At 52.3% G+C, this 18,849-nt stretch carries 15 protein-coding genes and 1 pseudogene; 5 read left to right on the top strand and 11 right to left on the bottom strand.

Annotation, left to right across the window (positions count from 1 at the left end; all coding sequences use genetic code 11):
- Window positions 1-1,047: a spermidine/putrescine ABC transporter substrate-binding protein PotD gene (gene potD / locus RT197_RS08290; RefSeq protein ID WP_312949133.1), complete on the top strand. Its 1,047-nt coding sequence runs from the start codon at window positions 1-3 to the stop codon at window positions 1,045-1,047.
- Window positions 1,048-1,262: 215 nt separating this feature from the next.
- Here the strand turns inward: potD and cobB are convergent, their stop codons facing one another.
- The 5 genes from cobB to lolC are packed head-to-tail and all read right to left on the bottom strand — an operon-like array spanning window position 1,263 to window position 6,164.
- Window positions 1,263-2,081 (bottom strand): Sir2 family NAD+-dependent deacetylase, encoded by an 819-nt coding sequence (gene cobB, locus RT197_RS08285; RefSeq protein ID WP_312949131.1) that lies wholly within the window; start codon window positions 2,079-2,081, stop codon window positions 1,263-1,265.
- Between the two features lie 2 nt (window positions 2,082-2,083).
- On the bottom strand, window positions 2,084-3,007 hold the full coding sequence (nagK, locus tag RT197_RS08280; RefSeq protein WP_312949129.1) for an N-acetylglucosamine kinase: 924 nt from the start codon (window positions 3,005-3,007) through the stop codon (window positions 2,084-2,086).
- Between the two features lie 19 nt (window positions 3,008-3,026).
- The gene (gene lolE / locus RT197_RS08275; RefSeq protein ID WP_312949127.1) at window positions 3,027-4,271 is read right to left on the bottom strand and encodes a lipoprotein-releasing ABC transporter permease subunit LolE; all 1,245 of its coding nucleotides are present in this window, start codon (window positions 4,269-4,271) and stop codon (window positions 3,027-3,029) included.
- Window positions 4,271-4,972, bottom strand: a complete 702-nt coding sequence (gene lolD, locus RT197_RS08270; RefSeq protein WP_312949125.1) for a lipoprotein-releasing ABC transporter ATP-binding protein LolD — start codon at window positions 4,970-4,972, stop codon at window positions 4,271-4,273. Before lolD ends, lolE begins: the two co-directional genes overlap by 1 nt.
- Window positions 4,965-6,164 (bottom strand): lipoprotein-releasing ABC transporter permease subunit LolC, encoded by a 1,200-nt coding sequence (lolC, locus tag RT197_RS08265; protein WP_312949123.1) that lies wholly within the window; start codon window positions 6,162-6,164, stop codon window positions 4,965-4,967. Before lolC ends, lolD begins: the two co-directional genes overlap by 8 nt.
- A 187-nt stretch (window positions 6,165-6,351) precedes the next feature.
- Between lolC and RT197_RS08260 the strand changes: the two are divergent.
- A pseudogene (locus RT197_RS08260) lies at window positions 6,352-6,732 on the top strand (IS630 family transposase); the annotation flags it as partial.
- Between the two features lie 10 nt (window positions 6,733-6,742).
- Here the strand turns inward: RT197_RS08260 and RT197_RS08255 are convergent.
- The 4 genes from RT197_RS08255 to tssI form a co-directional block, all read right to left on the bottom strand.
- Window positions 6,743-7,024: a PAAR domain-containing protein gene (locus tag RT197_RS08255; RefSeq protein ID WP_312949122.1), complete on the bottom strand. Its 282-nt coding sequence runs from the start codon at window positions 7,022-7,024 to the stop codon at window positions 6,743-6,745.
- 172 nt (window positions 7,025-7,196) lie between these two features.
- Window positions 7,197-8,561: a hypothetical protein gene (locus RT197_RS08250; RefSeq protein WP_312949120.1), complete on the bottom strand. Its 1,365-nt coding sequence runs from the start codon at window positions 8,559-8,561 to the stop codon at window positions 7,197-7,199.
- The gene (locus RT197_RS08245; protein WP_312949118.1) at window positions 8,554-8,937 is read right to left on the bottom strand and encodes a hypothetical protein; all 384 of its coding nucleotides are present in this window, start codon (window positions 8,935-8,937) and stop codon (window positions 8,554-8,556) included. The genes RT197_RS08250 and RT197_RS08245 overlap by 8 nt, the downstream gene beginning before the upstream one ends.
- Entirely contained in the window at window positions 8,938-11,052 is a 2,115-nt protein-coding gene (gene tssI, locus RT197_RS08240; RefSeq protein WP_312949116.1) for a type VI secretion system tip protein TssI/VgrG, read from the bottom strand.
- Between the two features lie 310 nt (window positions 11,053-11,362).
- Between tssI and tssF the strand changes: the two genes are divergently transcribed.
- The gene (tssF, locus tag RT197_RS08235; RefSeq protein ID WP_312949114.1) at window positions 11,363-13,222 is read left to right on the top strand and encodes a type VI secretion system baseplate subunit TssF; all 1,860 of its coding nucleotides are present in this window, start codon (window positions 11,363-11,365) and stop codon (window positions 13,220-13,222) included.
- 233 nt (window positions 13,223-13,455) lie between these two features.
- A complete protein-coding gene (gene mfd, locus RT197_RS08230) occupies window positions 13,456-16,902 on the top strand; it encodes a transcription-repair coupling factor (protein ID WP_312949112.1) in 3,447 nt (1,148 codons plus the stop codon).
- 77 nt (window positions 16,903-16,979) lie between these two features.
- Here mfd and bhsA read toward each other — a convergent pair whose 3' ends face one another.
- Window positions 16,980-17,237, bottom strand: coding sequence for a multiple stress resistance protein BhsA (gene bhsA, locus RT197_RS08225; RefSeq protein ID WP_312949111.1), 258 nt, complete (start codon window positions 17,235-17,237; stop codon window positions 16,980-16,982).
- Window positions 17,238-17,480: 243 nt separating this feature from the next.
- Between bhsA and RT197_RS08220 the strand changes: the two genes are divergently transcribed.
- The gene (locus RT197_RS08220) at window positions 17,481-18,116 is read left to right on the top strand and encodes a TetR/AcrR family transcriptional regulator (protein ID WP_312949109.1); all 636 of its coding nucleotides are present in this window, start codon (window positions 17,481-17,483) and stop codon (window positions 18,114-18,116) included.
- Window positions 18,117-18,176: 60 nt separating this feature from the next.
- On the opposite strand, the gene RT197_RS08215 is transcribed toward RT197_RS08220, so the two are convergent.
- Entirely contained in the window at window positions 18,177-18,716 is a 540-nt protein-coding gene (locus RT197_RS08215) for a glycine zipper 2TM domain-containing protein (protein ID WP_312949107.1), read from the bottom strand.
- Window positions 18,717-18,849: the final 133 nt, after the last annotated feature.

Raw genomic sequence — 18,849 nt, 5'->3', positions numbered from 1 at the left:
ATGATAAAATGGTCACGCCATCTGCTGGCTGCGGGCGCGCTGGCTCTCGGCATGAGCGCCGCCCATGCTGACGACGCGAAAACGCTTTATTTCTACAACTGGACCGAATATGTGCCGCCGGGACTGCTGGAGCAGTTCACCAAAGAGACTGGCATCAAGGTGATTTATTCGACCTATGAGTCGAATGAAACCATGTATGCCAAGCTTAAAACCTATAAAGACGGCGCGTACGATCTGGTGGTGCCCTCCACCTATTTCGTCGACAAAATGCGCAAAGAAGGCATGATCCAGAAGATCGACAAATCCCGGTTGAGCAATTTCAGCAACCTCGATCCAGAAATGCTCAATAAGCCGTTCGATCCCAACAACGATTACTCCATCCCCTATATCTGGGGCGCCACGGCGATTGGCGTCAACAGCGATGAAATCGATCCTAAAAGCGTCACCAGCTGGGCCGATTTGTGGAAGCCGGAATATAAAGGCAGCCTGCTGCTGACCGATGACGCGCGCGAAGTGTTCCAGATTGCGCTGCGCAAGCTGGGCTACTCCGGGAATACCACCGATCCAAAGGAGATCGAAGCGGCGTATAAAGAGCTGCAAAAACTGATGCCAAACGTGGCGGCGTTTAACTCCGATAACCCGGCTAACCCGTATATGGAAGGCGAAGTGAATCTGGGAATGGTGTGGAATGGTTCGGCGTTTGTCGCCCGTCAGGCAGGCACGCCGCTGCAAATCGTCTGGCCGAAAGAAGGCGGTATTTTCTGGATGGACAGCCTGGCGATCCCGGCGAACGCCAAAAACAAAGAAGGCGCGCTGAAGCTGATTAACTTCCTGCTGCGCCCGGAAGTGGCGAAGGAAGTGGCAGAAACCATCGGTTATCCGACGCCTAACCTTGCAGCACGCAAGCTGCTTAGCCCGGACGTCGCTAATGATAAATCGCTGTACCCGGATGCGGCTACCATCAGCAAAGGCGAATGGCAGAATGATGTCGGCGACGCCAGCGCGATTTATGAAGAGTATTATCAGAAGCTGAAAGCAGGACGCTAAACGGCTGTGCCCCTCGCCTGTGCGGGGGGCGTACCTGCCAGAAAAGGACGTCACCCGATCATGACAACGTTACATTTGATGGTGGGATTGCCCTGTAGCGGCAAAACCACCGCCGCCTGGAAGCGCGTAAATGGATCGGTTTATCCCGCTATTTCAGCCGCCGGATGCGGATGCGCTGGGGTAGTCGTGCTGGCGAGAATTCCCGTCCAGGACAGCTATAATCCCTTCAGCAACTTCTCGACAAACTCCGGCACCACATCGCTTGCCATCCCGTAATGCTTCTCCTGGAACTCGCTGCCGACCTGGCTGGGTTCAAGGTTTAGCTCGACGGTATGCGCGCCGTGCAGCCGGGCTTCATGCACAAAACCTGCCGCCGGGTAAACGTGCCCGGACGTCCCGATGGCGATGAACACGTCCGCCATTCCCAGCGCGTGATAGATTTCGTCCATGCCGAGCGGCATTTCACCGAACCAGACGACGTGCGGACGCAGCGGAGCCGGAAACTGGCAGCAGTGGCATTTGTCCTCCGGCGTGACGTCGCCGGTCCACTCCAGCACCTGCCCGCTCCACGAGCAGCGCACTTTCAACAGTTCGCCGTGCATGTGGACGATGTTCTTATTGCCCGCGCGCTCGTGCAGGTTGTCAATGTTTTGCGTCACCAGTAAAAAGCGGTCGCCCAGCGCCTCTTCAAGCCGCGCCAGCGCTAAATGCGCCGCGTTCGGCGCGATTTCAGGCTGCTGAAGCTGGCGGCGGCGGGCATTGTAAAACGCCTGCACCAGCGCCGGATCGCGGGCGAACCCTTCCGGCGTCGCCACATCCTCAACCCGATGCTCTTCCCACAGACCATCCGCCGCGCGGAAAGTGCGAATGCCCGATTCGGCTGAAATACCGGCACCGGTCAGAACCACAACTCTCGGTTTTTCCATCTCTTCTGGCACCCTGTCTCTGAAGAAAATCCGCTGACGCAGACGCTCGCGCAGTCGGCGTTTATTGCGGCGAAAACGGCTTAAGCGATGTAGGCGGCGCGACTGCATAATTACCTCTGCGGCGATTCAGTAAGATGGAGAAACGCCGCGCCGCGCATTCCTCCGGCGTCACCGTGCCGGGCGCGCTCAATTCGCGGCACGCGGGCAACCGGTAACAGATGACGCGGCAGACGCGCCGCGAGTCCTTCTGCTATAGCACTAAAGTTAGACAATCCACCGCCAATCACCAGTAAATCGGGATCGACAATGGTCATTATGTTACCCAGGCACACCGCCAGCAGATCCAGATAGCGCTCGACGTGCTGACGCGCTTTTTCATCGCCCTGCTGCCAGCGCGCGACGATCTCTTCGCCGCTGAGCGCTTCATCATAGAAATGCTGATACAGCCAGGCGAAGCCGCGACCGGAAAGGTAGTTTTCGATACAGCCGATTTGCCCGCAGCCGCAGCGTTTCAGCGGGAAATCAAAGCCCATCAGGGTGAAGGCGTCTACCGGCAGACGGATATGGCCGAACTCGCCGGTGATGTAGCTGCGCCCGGTGATCGCTTTGCCGTCAAGGACCAGCCCGCCGCCAACGCCGGTGCCGAGGATCAGCCCCATCACCAACGGATACTGGGTAAATTCTTCGTCCCACGCTTCCGAAAGCGCAAAACAGTTGGCGTCGTTATCGAGCCGCACATCGCGGTCCAGCAGGCGGCTTAAGTCTGCACGCAGCGGTTGCCCGGAGGCGGCGGGCACGTTGGCGGCGTAAAGGGTGCCGTCTTCAGTTTCCGGCATTCCTGGAATACCGATCCCCACCGAACCTTTGCAGCCGAAACGGGCGTCCGCATCGTTAACCAGCCCGGTGACCGCCTGTAAAAATGATTCATAACTGTCGCGTGGGGTGGCGATGCGCGTTTCCCATTGCAGATGCCGCTCGTTGTCAAAGACGCCCAGCGCAATCTTGCTGCCACCAATATCAAATCCGTAATACATCGCCCGCTCCTTGTGTAAATTATTGCCCGCTTAATACCCTTGCAGGATCAATGTTACTGGCGCGCCGCGCCGGATACCAGCTCGCCAGAAGGCTAAGCAGCAGCGCCGTAACCAGAACATACAGCACATCCAGCCAGTGTAATTCTGAAGGCAGAAAATCAATAAAATAGATATCCCCGGACAGGAACCGATGGCCGATCAGCTTTTCGATTCCTTTAATAATAGCCGTCAGTTGGAAGGCACCTGTGACCCCGATGACCACGCCGATCACGCTGCCGAGCAGCCCCGCCAGCAGGCCGTACCAGACGAAAATAGCGCGGATCAGGCCATCTTTTGCCCCCAGCGTGCGCAGTACCGCAATGTCGCTGCTTTTATCTTTCACCGCCATCACCAGCGTGGAGACGATGTTAAAGCAGGCCACGCCGATCACCAGGATCATCGCCAGATACATAATGGCGCGGATCATCTGAATGTCGCGATACATATAGCCGTAGGTGCCCACCCAGCTTTTGATATAAACGTAATCGTTAGTCACTTCACCCGCCGCGCGCACCAGCGCTGGCGCGTTGAATACGTCGCTGACCTTAAGCGCAATGCCCGTCACGCTGCTGCCCATGTCCAGATACTGCTGGGCATCCTGCATTGGGATCATCGCAAAGCTGTGGTCGAGCTGACCGCTCAGTTGCAGGATGCCGGTGACGTGTAATCTTACGCGCTTCGGCTGCTGGAGTTTGCGATCGGCGCTGGCGTTCGGGATCATGATCGACACCCAGTCGCCCTGCTTCACTTTCAGCGCATCGGCAATGCCTTTGCCGATAATGATTTGCTGCTCCCCGGCCTTAAAGCTGGACCAGGCATTGTTTTGCACGTACTGCGGCAGTGCGCTGAGTGTGTTTTCCTGCTGCGGATCGACGCCCTTCACCTGGATAGCGCGGATATTTGCCCCGCTCTCCACCAGCCCGGTAAAGTCAACGTAGGGAGCCGCCGCCAGAATGCCCGGCACTTTTTCGATTTTAGCGAGTTTGTCATTCCAGCCGTTCCACGGCTGGTTAACGGGTTCGATCTGCCCGTGCGGCACCACGGCTAAAATGCGGTTGTTCAATTCGCGCTCAAAACCGTTCATGGCGCTAAGGCCGACGATCAGCACCGCCACGCCCAGCGCGATGCCAATGGTGGAGATGATGGAGATCAGCGACACCATACCGCTGCGGCGACGTCCACGACTAAAACGCAGGCCGATCAGGAGGGATAAAGGCGAGGCCATTATTCTGCTCCCATCAGGCTCAGTTCGGTGTTCAGGCGGCCGTCGCGCATTTCCAGCTGGCGGCTCATGCGGCGGGCGAGCTGTAAATCGTGAGTGACCACCAGAAACGCGGTGCCCTGCGAGGCATTCAGTTCACCGAGCAGTTTGAAAATGCTGTCGGCGTTGCGCGCATCCAGATTACCGGTTGGTTCGTCGGCCAGTACCAGACGCGGATTGTTGACCAGCGCACGGGCAATCGCCACGCGCTGACGCTCGCCGCCGGAAAGCTCGGAAGGACGGTGGCTGCTGCGGTGATCCAGCCCCACCGCTTTCAGCATCTCCCGCGCTCTGGCGTTGATTTCCGCCGGACGTTTTTTACCGATCAGCAGCGGCATCGCCACGTTTTCCAGCGCGGTAAAATCGGGCAGCAGATGATGAAACTGGTAGATAAAGCCGAGATTCTGGTTGCGCAGTTCCGCTTTCGCCGCAGAGGAGAGCGTGCTCATCGGCTGGCCGTTGAAAATAACATCGCCGGAGGTCGGCGTGTCCAGACCGCCCAGCAGGTGCAGCAGCGTACTTTTACCGGAGCCGGAACTGCCGACAATCGCCATCGTCTCACCCTCACCTACGCTGAAGCTGACATCGTGCAGGACGTCGGTTTGCACACTGCCTTCCTGATAGCGCTTGCACAGGTTGTCGCACTGCAACAGGATTTTATTCATAACGTAAAGCCTCAGCGGGTTGGGTGGCGGCAGCGCGCCAGGAAGGATACAGCGTGGACAGCAGTGCAATCGCCATCGCCACCAGCGCGATGACAATCACCTGCAACGGGTCGATCGCCACCGGCAGTGCGGCACCGTCCAGAAACGCGCCGATAATCGGCATTAAATTATTAAGCTGGCTGGCAAGCAGCGCGCCAAGCACCGCCCCCAGCAACGCGCCGATAATTCCGGCGCTGGCCCCCTGAACCATAAACACCGCCATGATCTGGCGCGGCGTCAGCCCCTGGGTTTGCAGGATCGCCACTTCGCCCTGTTTCTCCATCACCATTAATCCCAGCGAGGTGATGATGTTGAAGGCGGCGACGGCGACGATCAGGCTAAGCAGCAGCCCCATCATATTTTTTTCCATGCGCACGGCCTGGAACAGTTCGCCTTTGCGCTCGCGCCAGTCGTGCCACTGGGTGCCTTGCGGCAGCGTTTGCTGGCTTAAGGTATCGACCTGTAAAGGCTCGTTGAGCCACAGCCGCCAGCCAGTGATATTGCCCGCCGGGTAGCGCATCAGGCGCGAGGCGTCCTGAATGTTCACCAGCATCTGATACCCGTCAACTTCACTGTTGGCCGCGAACGTCCCGGCAACCGTAAACAGGCGCTGGCTGGGAATGCGTCCCATCGGCGTGAACTGACTGGCAGACGGCACCATCAGGCGAATTTGATCGCCACGGTTCAGCCCAAGCTGCCCCGCCAGCTGCTCGCCGAGGATGATGTTGTAGCTGCCCGGTTGCAGATCGGTCTGTTTGACGTTAACCAGATAGGGCGTGAGCGGATCTTTTTGCGCCGGGTCAATACCCAGCATCACGCCAACCGCCACGCTGCGGGCGCTTTGCAGCACCACGTCACCGGTAGTGACCGGAGCGATGCGATTAACGCCCTGCAGTTTCACTGCCTGGGCGGGCAGTTTTTGTGGATCGAGCGATCCCTGCGTCGAAGAGAGTACCGCCTGCGGCATCAGCCCCAGAATGTTGTTTTGCAGCTCGCGTTCAAAGCCGTTCATCACCGACAGCACCGTCACCAGCGCCATCACGCCGAGCGTAATGCCGATAGTTGAAAGCCATGAGACAAAGCGACCGAAGCGGTCCGCTGCGCGCCCACGCATATAGCGCAGGCCGATAAATAGTGCGACAGGTTGGTACATGTAATCCGTCTGGTTGCGAAGGCAGAGGGGGGAAGTATATAAGCGAAAACGCACAGCGTAAATGAGGCAAACGGTAAGAGTTCGTCATCAGACTGTCAAAATTATCTGATAAAACAAATTGCTATTATGTGCCCATAATGATTGAAGATGCCTGACTTGCTACCAACAAGGGATCCTGCTGTTATCTATGGGTGTATTCATTACCGGGCAGCTTGAACGTCTTCACGACACCACGGGTGACGGGCGTATTTGCAATCGCATTAAAACCGTTCTTCCGGGCTTTGAAGGCTGAAGTTCAGCCATGCGTGCTCTGGCTTTGTGTCCTGTACCCGACTACGGTCGATCACCATAGTAATGAATTTCTGAATAAGGACAACCTAAAGCCCGGTAACGGCGGTTCGGACGGCAAACTCAGTGCTCAACGGACTTCTCATTTAATCATTCATTTATCCAATAACTTATTGCATCATGTCCATGAGGTTATCGCTTTTGTGGCTCAGGCAGGGGAATTATTTTTACTGCTCCCGTAATGAATAAAAGGTTGCATCGTAGCGAGTCAACCTACAAAAATAAAAAATTCATTTAACCTGGGTTAAACGCGTCAGCGGTAAAACCACATTGCTGCCTTCAGGGCAACCACAGGCCACAATGTCCCCTTCAAGAGCGATAGCCGTACCGTTGACAAATTGCTGGTGTGGCCCTTTCGCAACAATATCACCGATGCCTTTCTTGCAGACAGGACAGGATGCCTGCATACCGATGAGGGCTACGGGATAACCATCGTTTATAAGAATATCTGTACCCTGTAATACGTTTCCACCGGTAGATGTGGAACTTGATTTGACTATTACACTACGCATAAATTTCCTTATTTGTTTTGCATGAAACATTTCATAAGTTTAACGAATATAAATACGAAGTTCACTTATAGATTCTTCATGTTATGAAGCGATGATAGCATTGATAGTTTTTAAAGCTTGCTTTCATATTTTTATGCCTTTTAACTCTATATGTATACTCGCATGGTTATAGCTATTTTTTGTTTTTCAACCATTTCTCTTTAAATTCAGTTAAGTAAGAAATTCTTTCTTCCTCAGTTTTATTTTTAATTGAATTACAAATCTGTGAATACCTTAACTTACCAAACGTTTTACTACACTCTGCTCCTAAATAGGTGAAATAGTCATTTTCAGTAAGTGACTTGAGAACCAACAAAAATAAAGCGTGTCGATCCAATTTTGCAGGGATGTCACTGAATTCATCAGTTAATGTGTCAGCTATTTCATACCCAATGTCAGTTGCAGAATCATCGTGTGGCTCATTACTGGAGAAAGGGTCAAGTGCTGCAAAATAATTAGCATCACCTTTTTTGAGATTAAGTTGACGCCCAATAACCCCCCAGTTTATGTTCGAAAACCCTTCATTGCTATAAATACGACCATCATTACCTATACGGATCATCTCAGCATAAAGTTTTTTTATTGGTGTTTTGAAATCATAAATACTAATCGCGGATCCATTTTGGTTCCACTCAACTTTATTATTATAATATTTAGTGTGAGAAACATTTCCACCAGCGTTATTATGAGATGCATAAGGGATCCCAGAGGAGTACTCAATACAATTACCCTCTGGGCCAAACGCTTTTTTTCTCTGTTCTTCATAATACTGATAGTCATAAAGGTCTACACCAAATCCAAATTTATTATGTCTAACTGCCTCAAAATTATCAATTGCGCCTGCTTCAAAACAGGTATCATTTATCCCGAGTGAAGGTCCCATAACACCTAACTTCCCCAATGCACTTAGTTTTCCTTGTGCGAGATCGTCATGAATATCTTTTAACTCTTTATAGTTATCCATACTAAATTCCTGGACTAAATCGATAAAATAAGAAATGACACTCTGCGCAATATTAATTCTTGCCTCAATCACGTGATTTACATTATTATTGTTAGTTTCTTCTTCAGCTTTTTTTGAAGGTAAAATATTTAATTTCAATACTCCTTTCCAGTATTTACTTTCCCTGTCAAAAAAAGCAGCAGAACCAATTGGATCTGCCCAAATTATAAGGTAGCAGCTATTTTCAAATTCTTCTTGGCTGATTTGACACTTCCAAGGAACTGATTCATCATCGGAAATAATCCATGGGAAAGCGCCTTCGCTGGGATAGAGTTTGCTATTTTTCTCAAGGTTGTATATTTTGTTAATTTTTAATGGAACCGGAAACTGATCCTCATACTCTTGCTGACTCCATAAGCAATAATTTATCCGTAAACTATCAACGCCAATGTCAGTTACATTTGGTAATGGTTGTTCTCCCCCGGATATAGTTATTTTTAAAAACCATCTCTCTAATTCTCCAGCATCGTTTTTCTTACTGAATGTGTCACTCATGAGTTTTCTCTTGTATTTCTTTAGCTGTATCTATAAACTGCCACTGTTTGAAACTCCAGTGGTAACTTGCCTGAGCATCAGAACCAATGACTCTTAAATCAATGTGCTCACTTCGATACTGACAAATAAGTTTTGGGAGAAAGACATCTTTTACTAACCATATTGAATAAGGTATGGCCAAATAATTTTCTTCATCATATGCAAGACAACTCACATAGCCAAACCCGATTTCACCATACATCGTAACAGTTAATTTATATTTGTCTGAACTGGTAGTAATTGAATTAACTGATTGCCAAATAGTAATCCTCATTCCTAGTTCTATACATACGATAAAAAAACATATTATAGAAAAAATCAATCTTCTTTTTTTCAACTATTTGGCCTCAATGTTAACTTTGACACTTTTAATCAAAATCTCTTCACTGCCTTCTATTGTCAGCTTAGTACCTTTGATATCTACTTGACCATCATGTTTTAGTATCAGCGACGCATTTCCAGCATATATCTCCACTCCCTCAGCGGCCTGAATTATTTTCACACCACCGCATATTTCTTTACTATTTGCCCCTGAAATAAACTTCAAAGATGTTCCAGCACTAATGGAAACTCTTTCACCCGCATTTATCAGTTTTGCTCCCGTAACTGAACTGGTGTCAGACATATTAATATGCTCCATCCGACTTCCCTGTATGAATGTGGTCATATTTCCCACTCCAGGTAAAATGCCATTAGCACCTATCGAAAATGCCATTTGTTTTAGTAAAGTTGCGGCATTATCCTGAAAAGCTGTTAATTTCATGCTGCGATACCCGTCTGTAAAATTATTTCCCACCGACAGAACACAATCACCCCCTATACAGGTATTCTGTGTCCCCCCGACCTGGGTAACCTGGCTTTCATCCACCAGAACTGCGCTGTTCCCCTGAATTTTATCCACAGAATGCCGCTTGGTCAGGCTGGTTCTGTCATTATTTATCACATGGTTCATATCCTTCTGCGCATGAATATAAACCTCTTCCCGCCCGGCCATATCCTCGAAACGCAATTCATTAAATCCGTCACCTTTATAGGTCTTCGAGCGGATTGTTGTCCGGGTTCGGGTTAAGGGTAATTTTCCCGGCGAGCGGTTACTTTCGTGATAGGTGCGCCCCATAATAACAGGCTGGTCGGGATCACCATTCAGAAAATCGACAATGACCTCCTGTCCCACCCTCGGGATGGCAAGATGACCAAAACCTGCTCCGGCCCACGGCTGGGATACCCGTATCCAGCATGAGCTGTCTTCATTAGCTTTATGATAGCGATCCCACAAAAATTGCACCCGCACCCGTCCGTGCTCGTCACAGAAAATCTCCTCGCCCGGAGGCCCGGTGACTAAGGCTGGCTGGGGACCGTCCACTCTGGGTTTGGGTAAGGGCGCTGAACGCCAGGTTTTGTCTGCCGGTATCGCCTGAAATTCATTGACCAGCGTGGTACCTTCCCTGGGCGTTCCGGGTGTGGCCTGGGGTTGTTCACCGTGCAGCTCGCTGACCACGACCTGCCACTCCCGGTTCAGATCCTCTGCCGGATGGTCGGTTAGCGTAAAACGCGTTCCGGGCCACAGTTTGGGTGAATTACTGCTGCCTGATGCGGTTTCTGTATTATTACGCCAGCCCTCTGTCTGATAGCGGGAAAAATCCTCCCCATGCTGTTCATCCTTGAAACGTCCCGGGTAATCCAGTATTTCATACTGATTACGCTGCCCGTTAAGATCCATTGCATTGTGACGATACCGGGCCTGCCAGTGGGGGGCTTTGAAGGTGTAATCCTGTGTAATGACACAGGCCGGTCGGACCTGCGCGCGGTAAAGAAAGCGGCTGACACATTCGGTTATGGTACTGCGCGGCTGCGGGTTGAATGGCACCGGAAACGTATCCGGCAGGCAGACCACGCGATCACAAAAAACCAGCTTCTGCCGAGAGCCTTTTCGCGCATGTTCCTCATAAAAAAAGATGCCTTCCTCTGCAATCAGGCGACAGAGAAAATCATAATCTGTTTCGCCATACTGTACGCAAAACTCCCGCGCCGGATGCTTTTCATCAAGCAGGTATGCGGTATCCGTTACACGGTTATCATCCAGCAGTCGCTGGATAATGCTCTGAATATCCTGCTGCTGGAAATGACGAAAATTCTGCCGCAAACTGCTTCGCCACAGGGAGGGGCGAACCAACAAACTGTAACGGGTTTTATTCCCGTCGTATTCACCGCGTTCAAATCCGGTAATCGCGCCCTGCACATGCCGTAAAGGTGTGTCGCCCTGCCAGATGGTCAGTCGCGCCGTCTGCTCAAGAAGCGTACTGGCTTTCAGTGCACAACGTTTACTGACAACATCGATTCTCAGCTTAAACAGCGAAGAGTAAGACTGTGAAAGATGAAAACGGTTAACGGCAAAAGTTTCTGCGGATTGTCCGTCCACTTCAACGGTAAACCGGAGATTGGTCTGTGACATAAATGTGTCCTCAGCAAAATTATGCCAGCAGAAACAAAATGCCAGAACGCCGGGACAGTGCATCAGCCTGAATATGATCTGCCTGTCTCTCTGGGCAATTTGGTACTGTTGTTAATAAATGAATCAATCATGGCTCTACGTGGTTTGTTGTCAATTAATATATTTTAAATTTCATTTTCAGAAAAAATAACGCATGAGAGATTCACGCTTTACTTTTACTCTATGCTAAGGTGCCATTTATTATTTTTATTGTTATTCGTGATGCATAATCAGGGAAAATATAAAACGTCATTAAATATTCTGGAGTTATATGATGACCTCTGAGGAAAAGTATTATCGGGCAGAGTTAGACTATATTCGCAGATATGCCAGACTCCTGGCGCAGGAAAATCCCTGCCTGGAAAGTTTTCTGGACAGTAAAAACATTGACCCCGATACAGCAAGAGCAATGGAGGGATTTGCTTTTCTTTCTGCGAGGTTACGCGAAAAGATTGATGACGAATTCCCCGAAATTACCGTTCCTCTTATTAATCATCTCTGCCCAAATTACCTTCGTCCTGTTCCCTCGATGACTATTATTGAATACACGCCGGATCACACACTCTCTGTGGCGTGCGATATACCCCGTAATACGCAGGTCATGAGCCAATCCCAGGAGAAAGAGACAGCCACAGACAATTATCTGATGCCCGGCGCACAGGACGACCTGCCTGAAGAAGAGCCGACCTGTATATTTTCCCTGTGCCGTAATATCCGTTTACTGCCATTAAAAATAACGGTTATAAAAAATCGCAGCACGCCTGCCAGGGGAATGATTGATATCACTTTCATGCCGTTATCTGGCGGTGCCGTCACGACATCAGACCTGAATACCCTTAGTTTATGGCTGGGAGATGAAAATCCTGTCAGCCGCTGGCAAATTTATCTGTGGCTTTGCCGCTACCGCAGCGAATGCGAACTGATTATTGATGGACGCTGTTATCCACAGCCGGATCTGGCTTTAAAACCGTCCGGGTTTAATCGCCATGAATCGCTGCTGCCGCAAAATAGAAAACTCCACAATGGCTTCCGGGTAATGCAGGACTGGTTTTGCTTTCCTGATGCGTTTTTCTTTTTTGATCTGAGCGGGATATGGCTGCCTGGTGAGTTCCTCACCCGGACCTTCACTTTGCGTCTTCATTTCGACCGACCTCTGCCTGAGACCGTTCAACTGAAAAATTCGTCTCTGCGCCTGCATTGTGCTCCTGCTGTAAACCTGTTTATCCATGATGCGGTTCCTGTCACGCCTGATAAATCACACCAGGCCTGGCCGTTGCGGGTCAGACATACCTTACCTGAATATTTTGATATCTTCAGCGTTGAACGTGTACAGGGGCAGGAACGCAGCACATTCAGGGAGGATGATCTTAACGCTCTCTCCCGCCACAGCAGTCTGCACAGATGGCAGTCATCAGACGATTTTCGCCGTCCTGTTGAATATCACCGGGAACGCAGAATCATTTACTGGCAGTACAGCATTCAGCGTTCTTTGCTCAACAAAGCTTCCGGGCACTTTATTTCATTCCGTCATGGTGACAATAGCATACCGGATGCCACTCTGCTCGGCTCTGAACCTGTTCAGATATCGCTTATCTGCACGAATGCAGAACATCCCTGCCGCCTGGCCGCAGGTGATATCTGCGTCGCGGCTGATAAAAATGCATCCGTTGCGACATTCCGTAATATTACCGTGCCCACAAAACCCGTACCGCCCGTACCGGACGGACCTTTGCACTGGTCGCTGCTCAATACGATGACGCTAAATTATCTCTCCATGAACGATATAGAGGGATTACGCGATATTTTACGTACTTTTGATCGTTGTGCCATTCACACACCATTCTGTGCACGCCTGTCTGAGGAAAAACTGGATGCGCTGGAAAAGCTGGAAACACGGCCCACAGACCGTATTTTTCGGGGTGTCGCGGTACGCGGACTTTCATCCACATTGTATGTTAATCCAGCGCCTTTCTGCTGTGAGGGTGAAATGCACCAGTTAGGAACGGTGCTGTCGCATTTTTTTGCGCTTTACGCCAGTACCCGTTCCTGGCACATGCTGACGATGACCAATACCCGAACAAAGGAGAGCTGGCGATGGGCAGAAAAAACCGGCGAGTTTGCAGCGATGTAATACTCTCAATAATTCACGCGGGATGCAGACGGCGATGCAGTTCATCTGGCGGAATTTAGCGAAAAGAGCTAACCGACAACCTGAAATATGACGTGTACAGATTCCCTCACCGCATCGCTAATTGTTCTACGCTTTGCATATGCGAAATGAACGCGGATAATAGTTTGCATTGAGAATCCGTGAGTTGTCCCCATATCTTCCCGGCAAACTTATCAGAGACCCCGACACGACCTATGCCTGAACAACACCGTTACTCCTTGCCCGCAAAACCGGGCGATCAACGCCAACTGGGAGAGTTGACCGGCGCGGCCTGCGCGACAGAGATCGCCGGGATCGTCGAACGCCATGCAGGTCCGGTTGTGCTGGTCGCACCCGATATGCAAAATGCTCTGCGCCTGCACGATGAAATCAACCAGTTCACTGACAGCCTGGTGATGAACCTCGCGGACTGGGAGACGTTGCCCTACGACAGCTTCTCGCCGCACCAGGAGATTATCTCCTCGCGCCTTTCAGTGCTTTACCAGCTACCGACCATGCAGCGCGGCGTGCTGATCCTGCCGGTCAGTACCCTGATGCAGCGCGTCTGCCCGCACAGTTTTTTGCACGGTCACGCGCTGGTGATGCAAAAAGGCCAGCGTCTGTCGCGCGATGCATTACGCGCGCAGCTGGATTCCGCCGGTTATCGTCATGTTGATCAGGTGATGGCGCACGGCGAGTACGCGACGCGTGGTGCGCTGCTGGATCTCTTTCCGATGGGCAGCGCCCAGCCGTACCGTCTGGATTTTTTCGATGATGAAATCGACAGTCTGCGGCTGTTTGATGCTGATACCCAACGCACCCTCGAAGAAGTGGACGCCATTAATCTGCTTCCGGCACACGAGTTTCCGACGGACAAAACGGCTATTGAGCTGTTTCGTAGCCAGTGGCGCGATAAATTTGACGTCAAGCGCGACGCGGAGCATGTCTATCAGCAGGTGAGCAAAGGCACCCTGCCTGCGGGGATCGAATACTGGCAACCGCTGTTTTTCAGCGAGCCACTACCGCCGCTGTTTAGCTATTTTCCGGCCAATACGCTGATTGTGAATACCGGCGACGTTGAGAGCAGCGCCGAACGCTTTTACGCCGACGCCCAGGCGCGGTTTGAGAATCGCGGAGTCGATCCGATGCGCCCGCTTCTGCCGCCGGAACAGCTCTGGCTGCGGACACCGGAGCTGTTCAGCGAGCTGAAGCACTGGCCGCGCGTGCAGTTAAAAACCGAAAAGCTGGCCGAGAAAGCCGCGAATACCAATCTGGGTTACCAGACCCTGCCGGATCTGGCGGTGCAGGCGCAGCAAAAATCGCCGCTCGACAGCCTGCGCAAATTTGTTGAATCGTTCAGCGGCCCGGTGATTTTCTCGGTGGAGAGTGAAGGCCGCCGCGAAGCGCTCGGCGAACTGCTGGCGCGGATTAAGCTTTCGCCGAAGCGTATCCTGCGGCTGGATGAGGCCGTGGATAACGGGCGCTACCTGATGATCGGCTCCGCCGAACACGGGTATATTGATACCCTGCGCAACCGGGCGCTGATCTGCGAAAGCGATTTACTCGGCGAACGGGTGGCACGCCGCCGTCAGGATAGCCGTCGGACCATTAACCCGGAAACCCTGATCCGCAACCTGGCGGAGCTGCATATCGGTCAGCCGGTGGTGCATCTGGAGCACGGCGTCGGGCGCTACGCAGGGATGACCACTCTGGAAGCGGGCGGAATTAAAGGTGAGTATCTGATGCTGACCTACGCCAACGACGCCAAACTGTATGTGCCGGTCTCCTCGCTGCATCTGATTAGCCGCTATGCGGGTGGCGCGGAAGAGAATGCCCCGCTGCATAAGCTCGGCAGCGATGTCTGGACCCGCGCACGGCAGAAAGCCGCCGAACGGGTGCGCGACGTGGCGGCAGAACTGCTGGATATTTACGCCCAGCGCGCGGCGAAAAAAGGCTTCGCCTTTAAGCATAACCGCGAACAGTACCAGCTTTTTTGCGACAGCTTCCCGTTTGAAACCACCCCGGATCAGGCGGTGGCGATTAACGCAGTGCTCAGCGATATGTGCCAGCCGCTGGCGATGGATCGTCTGGTGTGCGGCGACGTCGGCTTTGGTAAAACTGAAGTCGCGATGCGCGCGGCTTTTCTCGCCATCGAAAACAACAAGCAGGTGGCGGTGCTGGTCCCCACCACCCTGCTCGCCCAGCAGCATTTTGATAACTTCCGCGACCGCTTTGCCAACTGGCCGGTGCGCATCGAGATGCTTTCGCGTTTTCGCAGCGCCAAAGAGCAGGCGCAAATTCTGGAGCAGGCTGCCGAGGGTAAGATTGATATTCTGATCGGCACCCACAAGCTGCTTCAGCCGGAAGTGAAATGGCGCGATCTGGGGCTGCTGATTGTCGATGAAGAACACCGCTTCGGCGTGCGGCATAAAGAGCGGATCAAAGCGATGCGTGCGGATGTGGATATTCTCACCCTGACCGCCACGCCGATCCCGCGCACGCTGAATATGGCGATGAGCGGAATGCGCGATCTTTCGATTATTGCTACTCCGCCCGCGCGTCGTCTGGCAGTGAAAACGTTCGTGCGCGAGTACGACAGCCTCGTGGTGCGTGAGGCGATCCTGCGTGAAGTGCTGCGCGGCGGGCAGGTTTATTATCTCTACAACGACGTGGAAAACATTCAGAAAGCCGCGTCGCGCCTCGCCGAACTGGTGCCGGAGGCGCGCATTGCCATCGGTCACGGGCAGATGCGCGAGCGCGAGCTGGAGCGGGTGATGAACGACTTTCACCATCAGCGTTTTAACGTGCTGGTATGTACCACCATCATTGAAACCGGCATTGATATTCCGACCGCCAATACCATCATTATTGAGCGGGCCGATCACTTCGGCCTTGCGCAGCTTCATCAGCTACGCGGGCGCGTGGGCCGGTCGCATCATCAGGCTTACGCCTGGCTGCTGACACCGCATCCGAAAGCGATGACTACCGATGCCCACAAACGTCTGGAGGCCATTGCCTCGCTGGAAGATTTAGGCGCGGGTTTTGCGCTGGCGACCCACGATCTGGAGATCCGTGGCGCGGGCGAACTGCTCGGCGAAGATCAGAGCGGGCAAATGGAAACCATTGGCTTCTCGCTGTATATGGACCTGCTGGAAAACGCCGTCGATGCCCTGAAAGCCGGACGCGAGCCGTCGCTGGAAGATCTCACCAGCCAGCAAACGGAAGTGGAACTGCGGATGCCATCGCTGTTGCCGGATGATTTTATCCCGGACGTCAACACCCGCCTCTCTTTCTATAAGCGCATTGCCAGCGCGAAGAGCGAAAACGAGCTTGAGGAAATTAAAGTCGAGCTGATTGACCGCTTCGGGCTGCTGCCGGACCCGGCGCGCACGCTGCTGGATATCGCCCTCTTACGCCAGCAGGCGCAGCGCCTCGGCATTCGCAAGCTGGAGGGGAATGACAAAGGCGGACAAATTGAATTTGCGCCGACCAACCACGTTAACCCGGCCTGGCTGATTGGCCTGCTGCAAAAGCAGCCGCAGCATTTCCGCCTCGACGGCCCTACCCGCCTGAAATTTTTCCAGGAGTTAGGCGAGCGCAAAATCCGCATGGAATGGGTGCGCAACTTTATGCGCCAGCTTGAAGAAAACGCCGTCGCCTGATCCTGATCCGGGCATAAAAAAAAGCCCCACGGCATCCACCGTGGGGCTTCCTGCATAATCAGGCAGAGGGTTAATTCTTATTTATAAATCACGGCGGTGCCGTGCAGCGTATTCGGACCGCTTACAGAGGTGATGCGGAATGATTTCGCGCCCATCTCATCAGCTTTCTGCGCCAGTTGATTTTCCAGCGAACCGAGGTTAGTCCCGGCATCGGCAGAGATATTACCGACTTTTTGCTGATCGGCTGGCGTAGACTGCACCTGAACGGCGGCGAAGCTGGCGAAAGACAGGGAGCTAAGAACAGCGGCAGCGATAAGGGTTTTTACGTTTTTCATGATAGTGACCTTTTGCAGATGAATGTTTGGTCGTCAGGATTAACTTAACGATCGATAGGTAAATCATAAGCGTGATCTATATCACAGTCAACATTAATTTATTACCGATCGTTAAAGTAAAATAAAACACTTATCTTTCAAATAAATAACCTTATAATTTTTTTATTCGTCGCCGCGCTGGTGCCCGGATACATTTATTTTTATAATGGTTATTCATTTAACCGATACAGGTACGACGGCACCATGACAACTGACATTCAAAGTTGCACAAAAAAATGCCGTGGCCGACCAAAGGTGTTCGACAGGGAAGCGGCGCTGGACAAGGCCATGACACTCTTCTGGGAACACGGGTACGAAGCGACGTCGCTTGCCGATCTGGTAGAAGCGACTGGCGCAAAAGCCCCCACCCTTTACGCAGAGTTTGTTAATAAAGAAGGGCTGTTTCGTGCTGTTCTCGACCGCTATATTTCACGTTTCGCTGCCCGCTACGAAGCGGAACTGTTCAGCGAAGAGAAAAGCGTTGAGCAGGCTCTGACGGGCTATTTCACTGCTGTCGCCACCTGCTTTACCAGCAAAGAAACCCCTGCGGGCTGCTTTATGATCAACACGTCGGCGACGCTCGCTGCTTCATCAAAGGAAATTGCGCGGACGCTGAAAACCCGTCACGCCCAGCAGGAGCAAACGTTGCGCCAGTTTTTACTGTCCCGTCAGCAGCGTGGCGAGATCCCTGCGCAGAAAGATATTCCCGCTCTGGCGCAGTTTTTAAACTGTATTTTACAGGGGATGTCGATTAGCGCCCGTGAAGGCGCAACGCTTGAAGATTTGCAGCAGATCATCCGCACCACTTTCAGCCTGTGGCCGCGAATGCTGGAGCTGTAACGGTCGCAAAAAAGCCCCTCAGCCTGAGCGATGAGGGGCAAACAGCAGATAACGCTTTTTTTACGCTTTGTTATTCAGGACCAGCTGACCGTTGTTGTCGAGGGGGATTTGCGTACCCGGATCGTTCTTCATCCGAATTTTTCCCTGCTGATCGCCGATTTTGTAAGTCACGTCATAACCGAGCATATTTTCCGATTTGTCATACACCGTTTTGCAGCGCTGTTGCGTAGTGGTGTAGGTATCGCCTTCCTGCATCGATCCCTGGATCTGATTACCGGCGTATCCACCGCCGAGCGCCCCGACGATGGTCGCGACATCTTTACCGCGTCCGCCGCCAAACTGATGACCGACGACGCCACCGGCAACTGCACCGAGCACCGAGCCAGCGATACGGTTTTCATCCTGCACCGGGCGGCGGTGCGTCACATTGACGTTCCGACATACCTGGCGCGGGGTTTTCACCGTTTCTTTAATCGGCGTTGCGGACACTACCTGAGCATACTGCGGGCCACGGTCAAAGACGTTCAGACTGGCTACGGCTGCCACACCCAGCGCAGCGGCGACGCCAATCCCTATACCCGCCAACATGGATTTATTCACGGGAGATCCTCCTTCGTTGCAATTAGTCATAATTTTGCAATCAAGGGAATATTTCGCCAATCAGAACAGGGCTGAATATAGTGGATAACAGCAGGATTCAGAGAACTCTTAAGCACATAATCCTGTTTAACAG

Source organism: Superficieibacter sp., assembly GCF_032071645.1.
Lineage (GTDB): Bacteria > Pseudomonadota > Gammaproteobacteria > Enterobacterales > Enterobacteriaceae > Superficieibacter.
This window is presented reverse-complemented; position numbering and strand designations above follow the sequence as displayed.

What these genes read in the sequence shown, in the direction of transcription:
- lolD (WP_312949125.1), bottom strand. Translation starts at nt 4,972, where the DNA reads ATGAATAAAATCCTGTTGCAGTGCGACAACCTGTGCAAGCGCTATCAG.
- RT197_RS08220 (WP_312949109.1), top strand. Translation starts at nt 17,481, where the DNA reads ATGACAACTGACATTCAAAGTTGCACAAAAAAATGCCGTGGCCGACCA.
- RT197_RS08255 (WP_312949122.1), bottom strand. Translation starts at nt 7,024, where the DNA reads ATGCGTAGTGTAATAGTCAAATCAAGTTCCACATCTACCGGTGGAAAC.
- RT197_RS08250 (WP_312949120.1), bottom strand. Translation starts at nt 8,561, where the DNA reads ATGAGTGACACATTCAGTAAGAAAAACGATGCTGGAGAATTAGAGAGA.
- nagK (WP_312949129.1), bottom strand. Translation starts at nt 3,007, where the DNA reads ATGTATTACGGATTTGATATTGGTGGCAGCAAGATTGCGCTGGGCGTC.
- cobB (WP_312949131.1), bottom strand. Translation starts at nt 2,081, where the DNA reads ATGCAGTCGCGCCGCCTACATCGCTTAAGCCGTTTTCGCCGCAATAAA.
- potD (WP_312949133.1), top strand. Translation starts at nt 1, where the DNA reads ATGATAAAATGGTCACGCCATCTGCTGGCTGCGGGCGCGCTGGCTCTC.
- bhsA (WP_312949111.1), bottom strand. Translation starts at nt 17,237, where the DNA reads ATGAAAAACGTAAAAACCCTTATCGCTGCCGCTGTTCTTAGCTCCCTG.
- lolE (WP_312949127.1), bottom strand. Translation starts at nt 4,271, where the DNA reads ATGGCCTCGCCTTTATCCCTCCTGATCGGCCTGCGTTTTAGTCGTGGA.
- lolC (WP_312949123.1), bottom strand. Translation starts at nt 6,164, where the DNA reads ATGTACCAACCTGTCGCACTATTTATCGGCCTGCGCTATATGCGTGGG.
- tssI (WP_312949116.1), bottom strand. Translation starts at nt 11,052, where the DNA reads ATGTCACAGACCAATCTCCGGTTTACCGTTGAAGTGGACGGACAATCC.
- tssF (WP_312949114.1), top strand. Translation starts at nt 11,363, where the DNA reads ATGATGACCTCTGAGGAAAAGTATTATCGGGCAGAGTTAGACTATATT.
- mfd (WP_312949112.1), top strand. Translation starts at nt 13,456, where the DNA reads ATGCCTGAACAACACCGTTACTCCTTGCCCGCAAAACCGGGCGATCAA.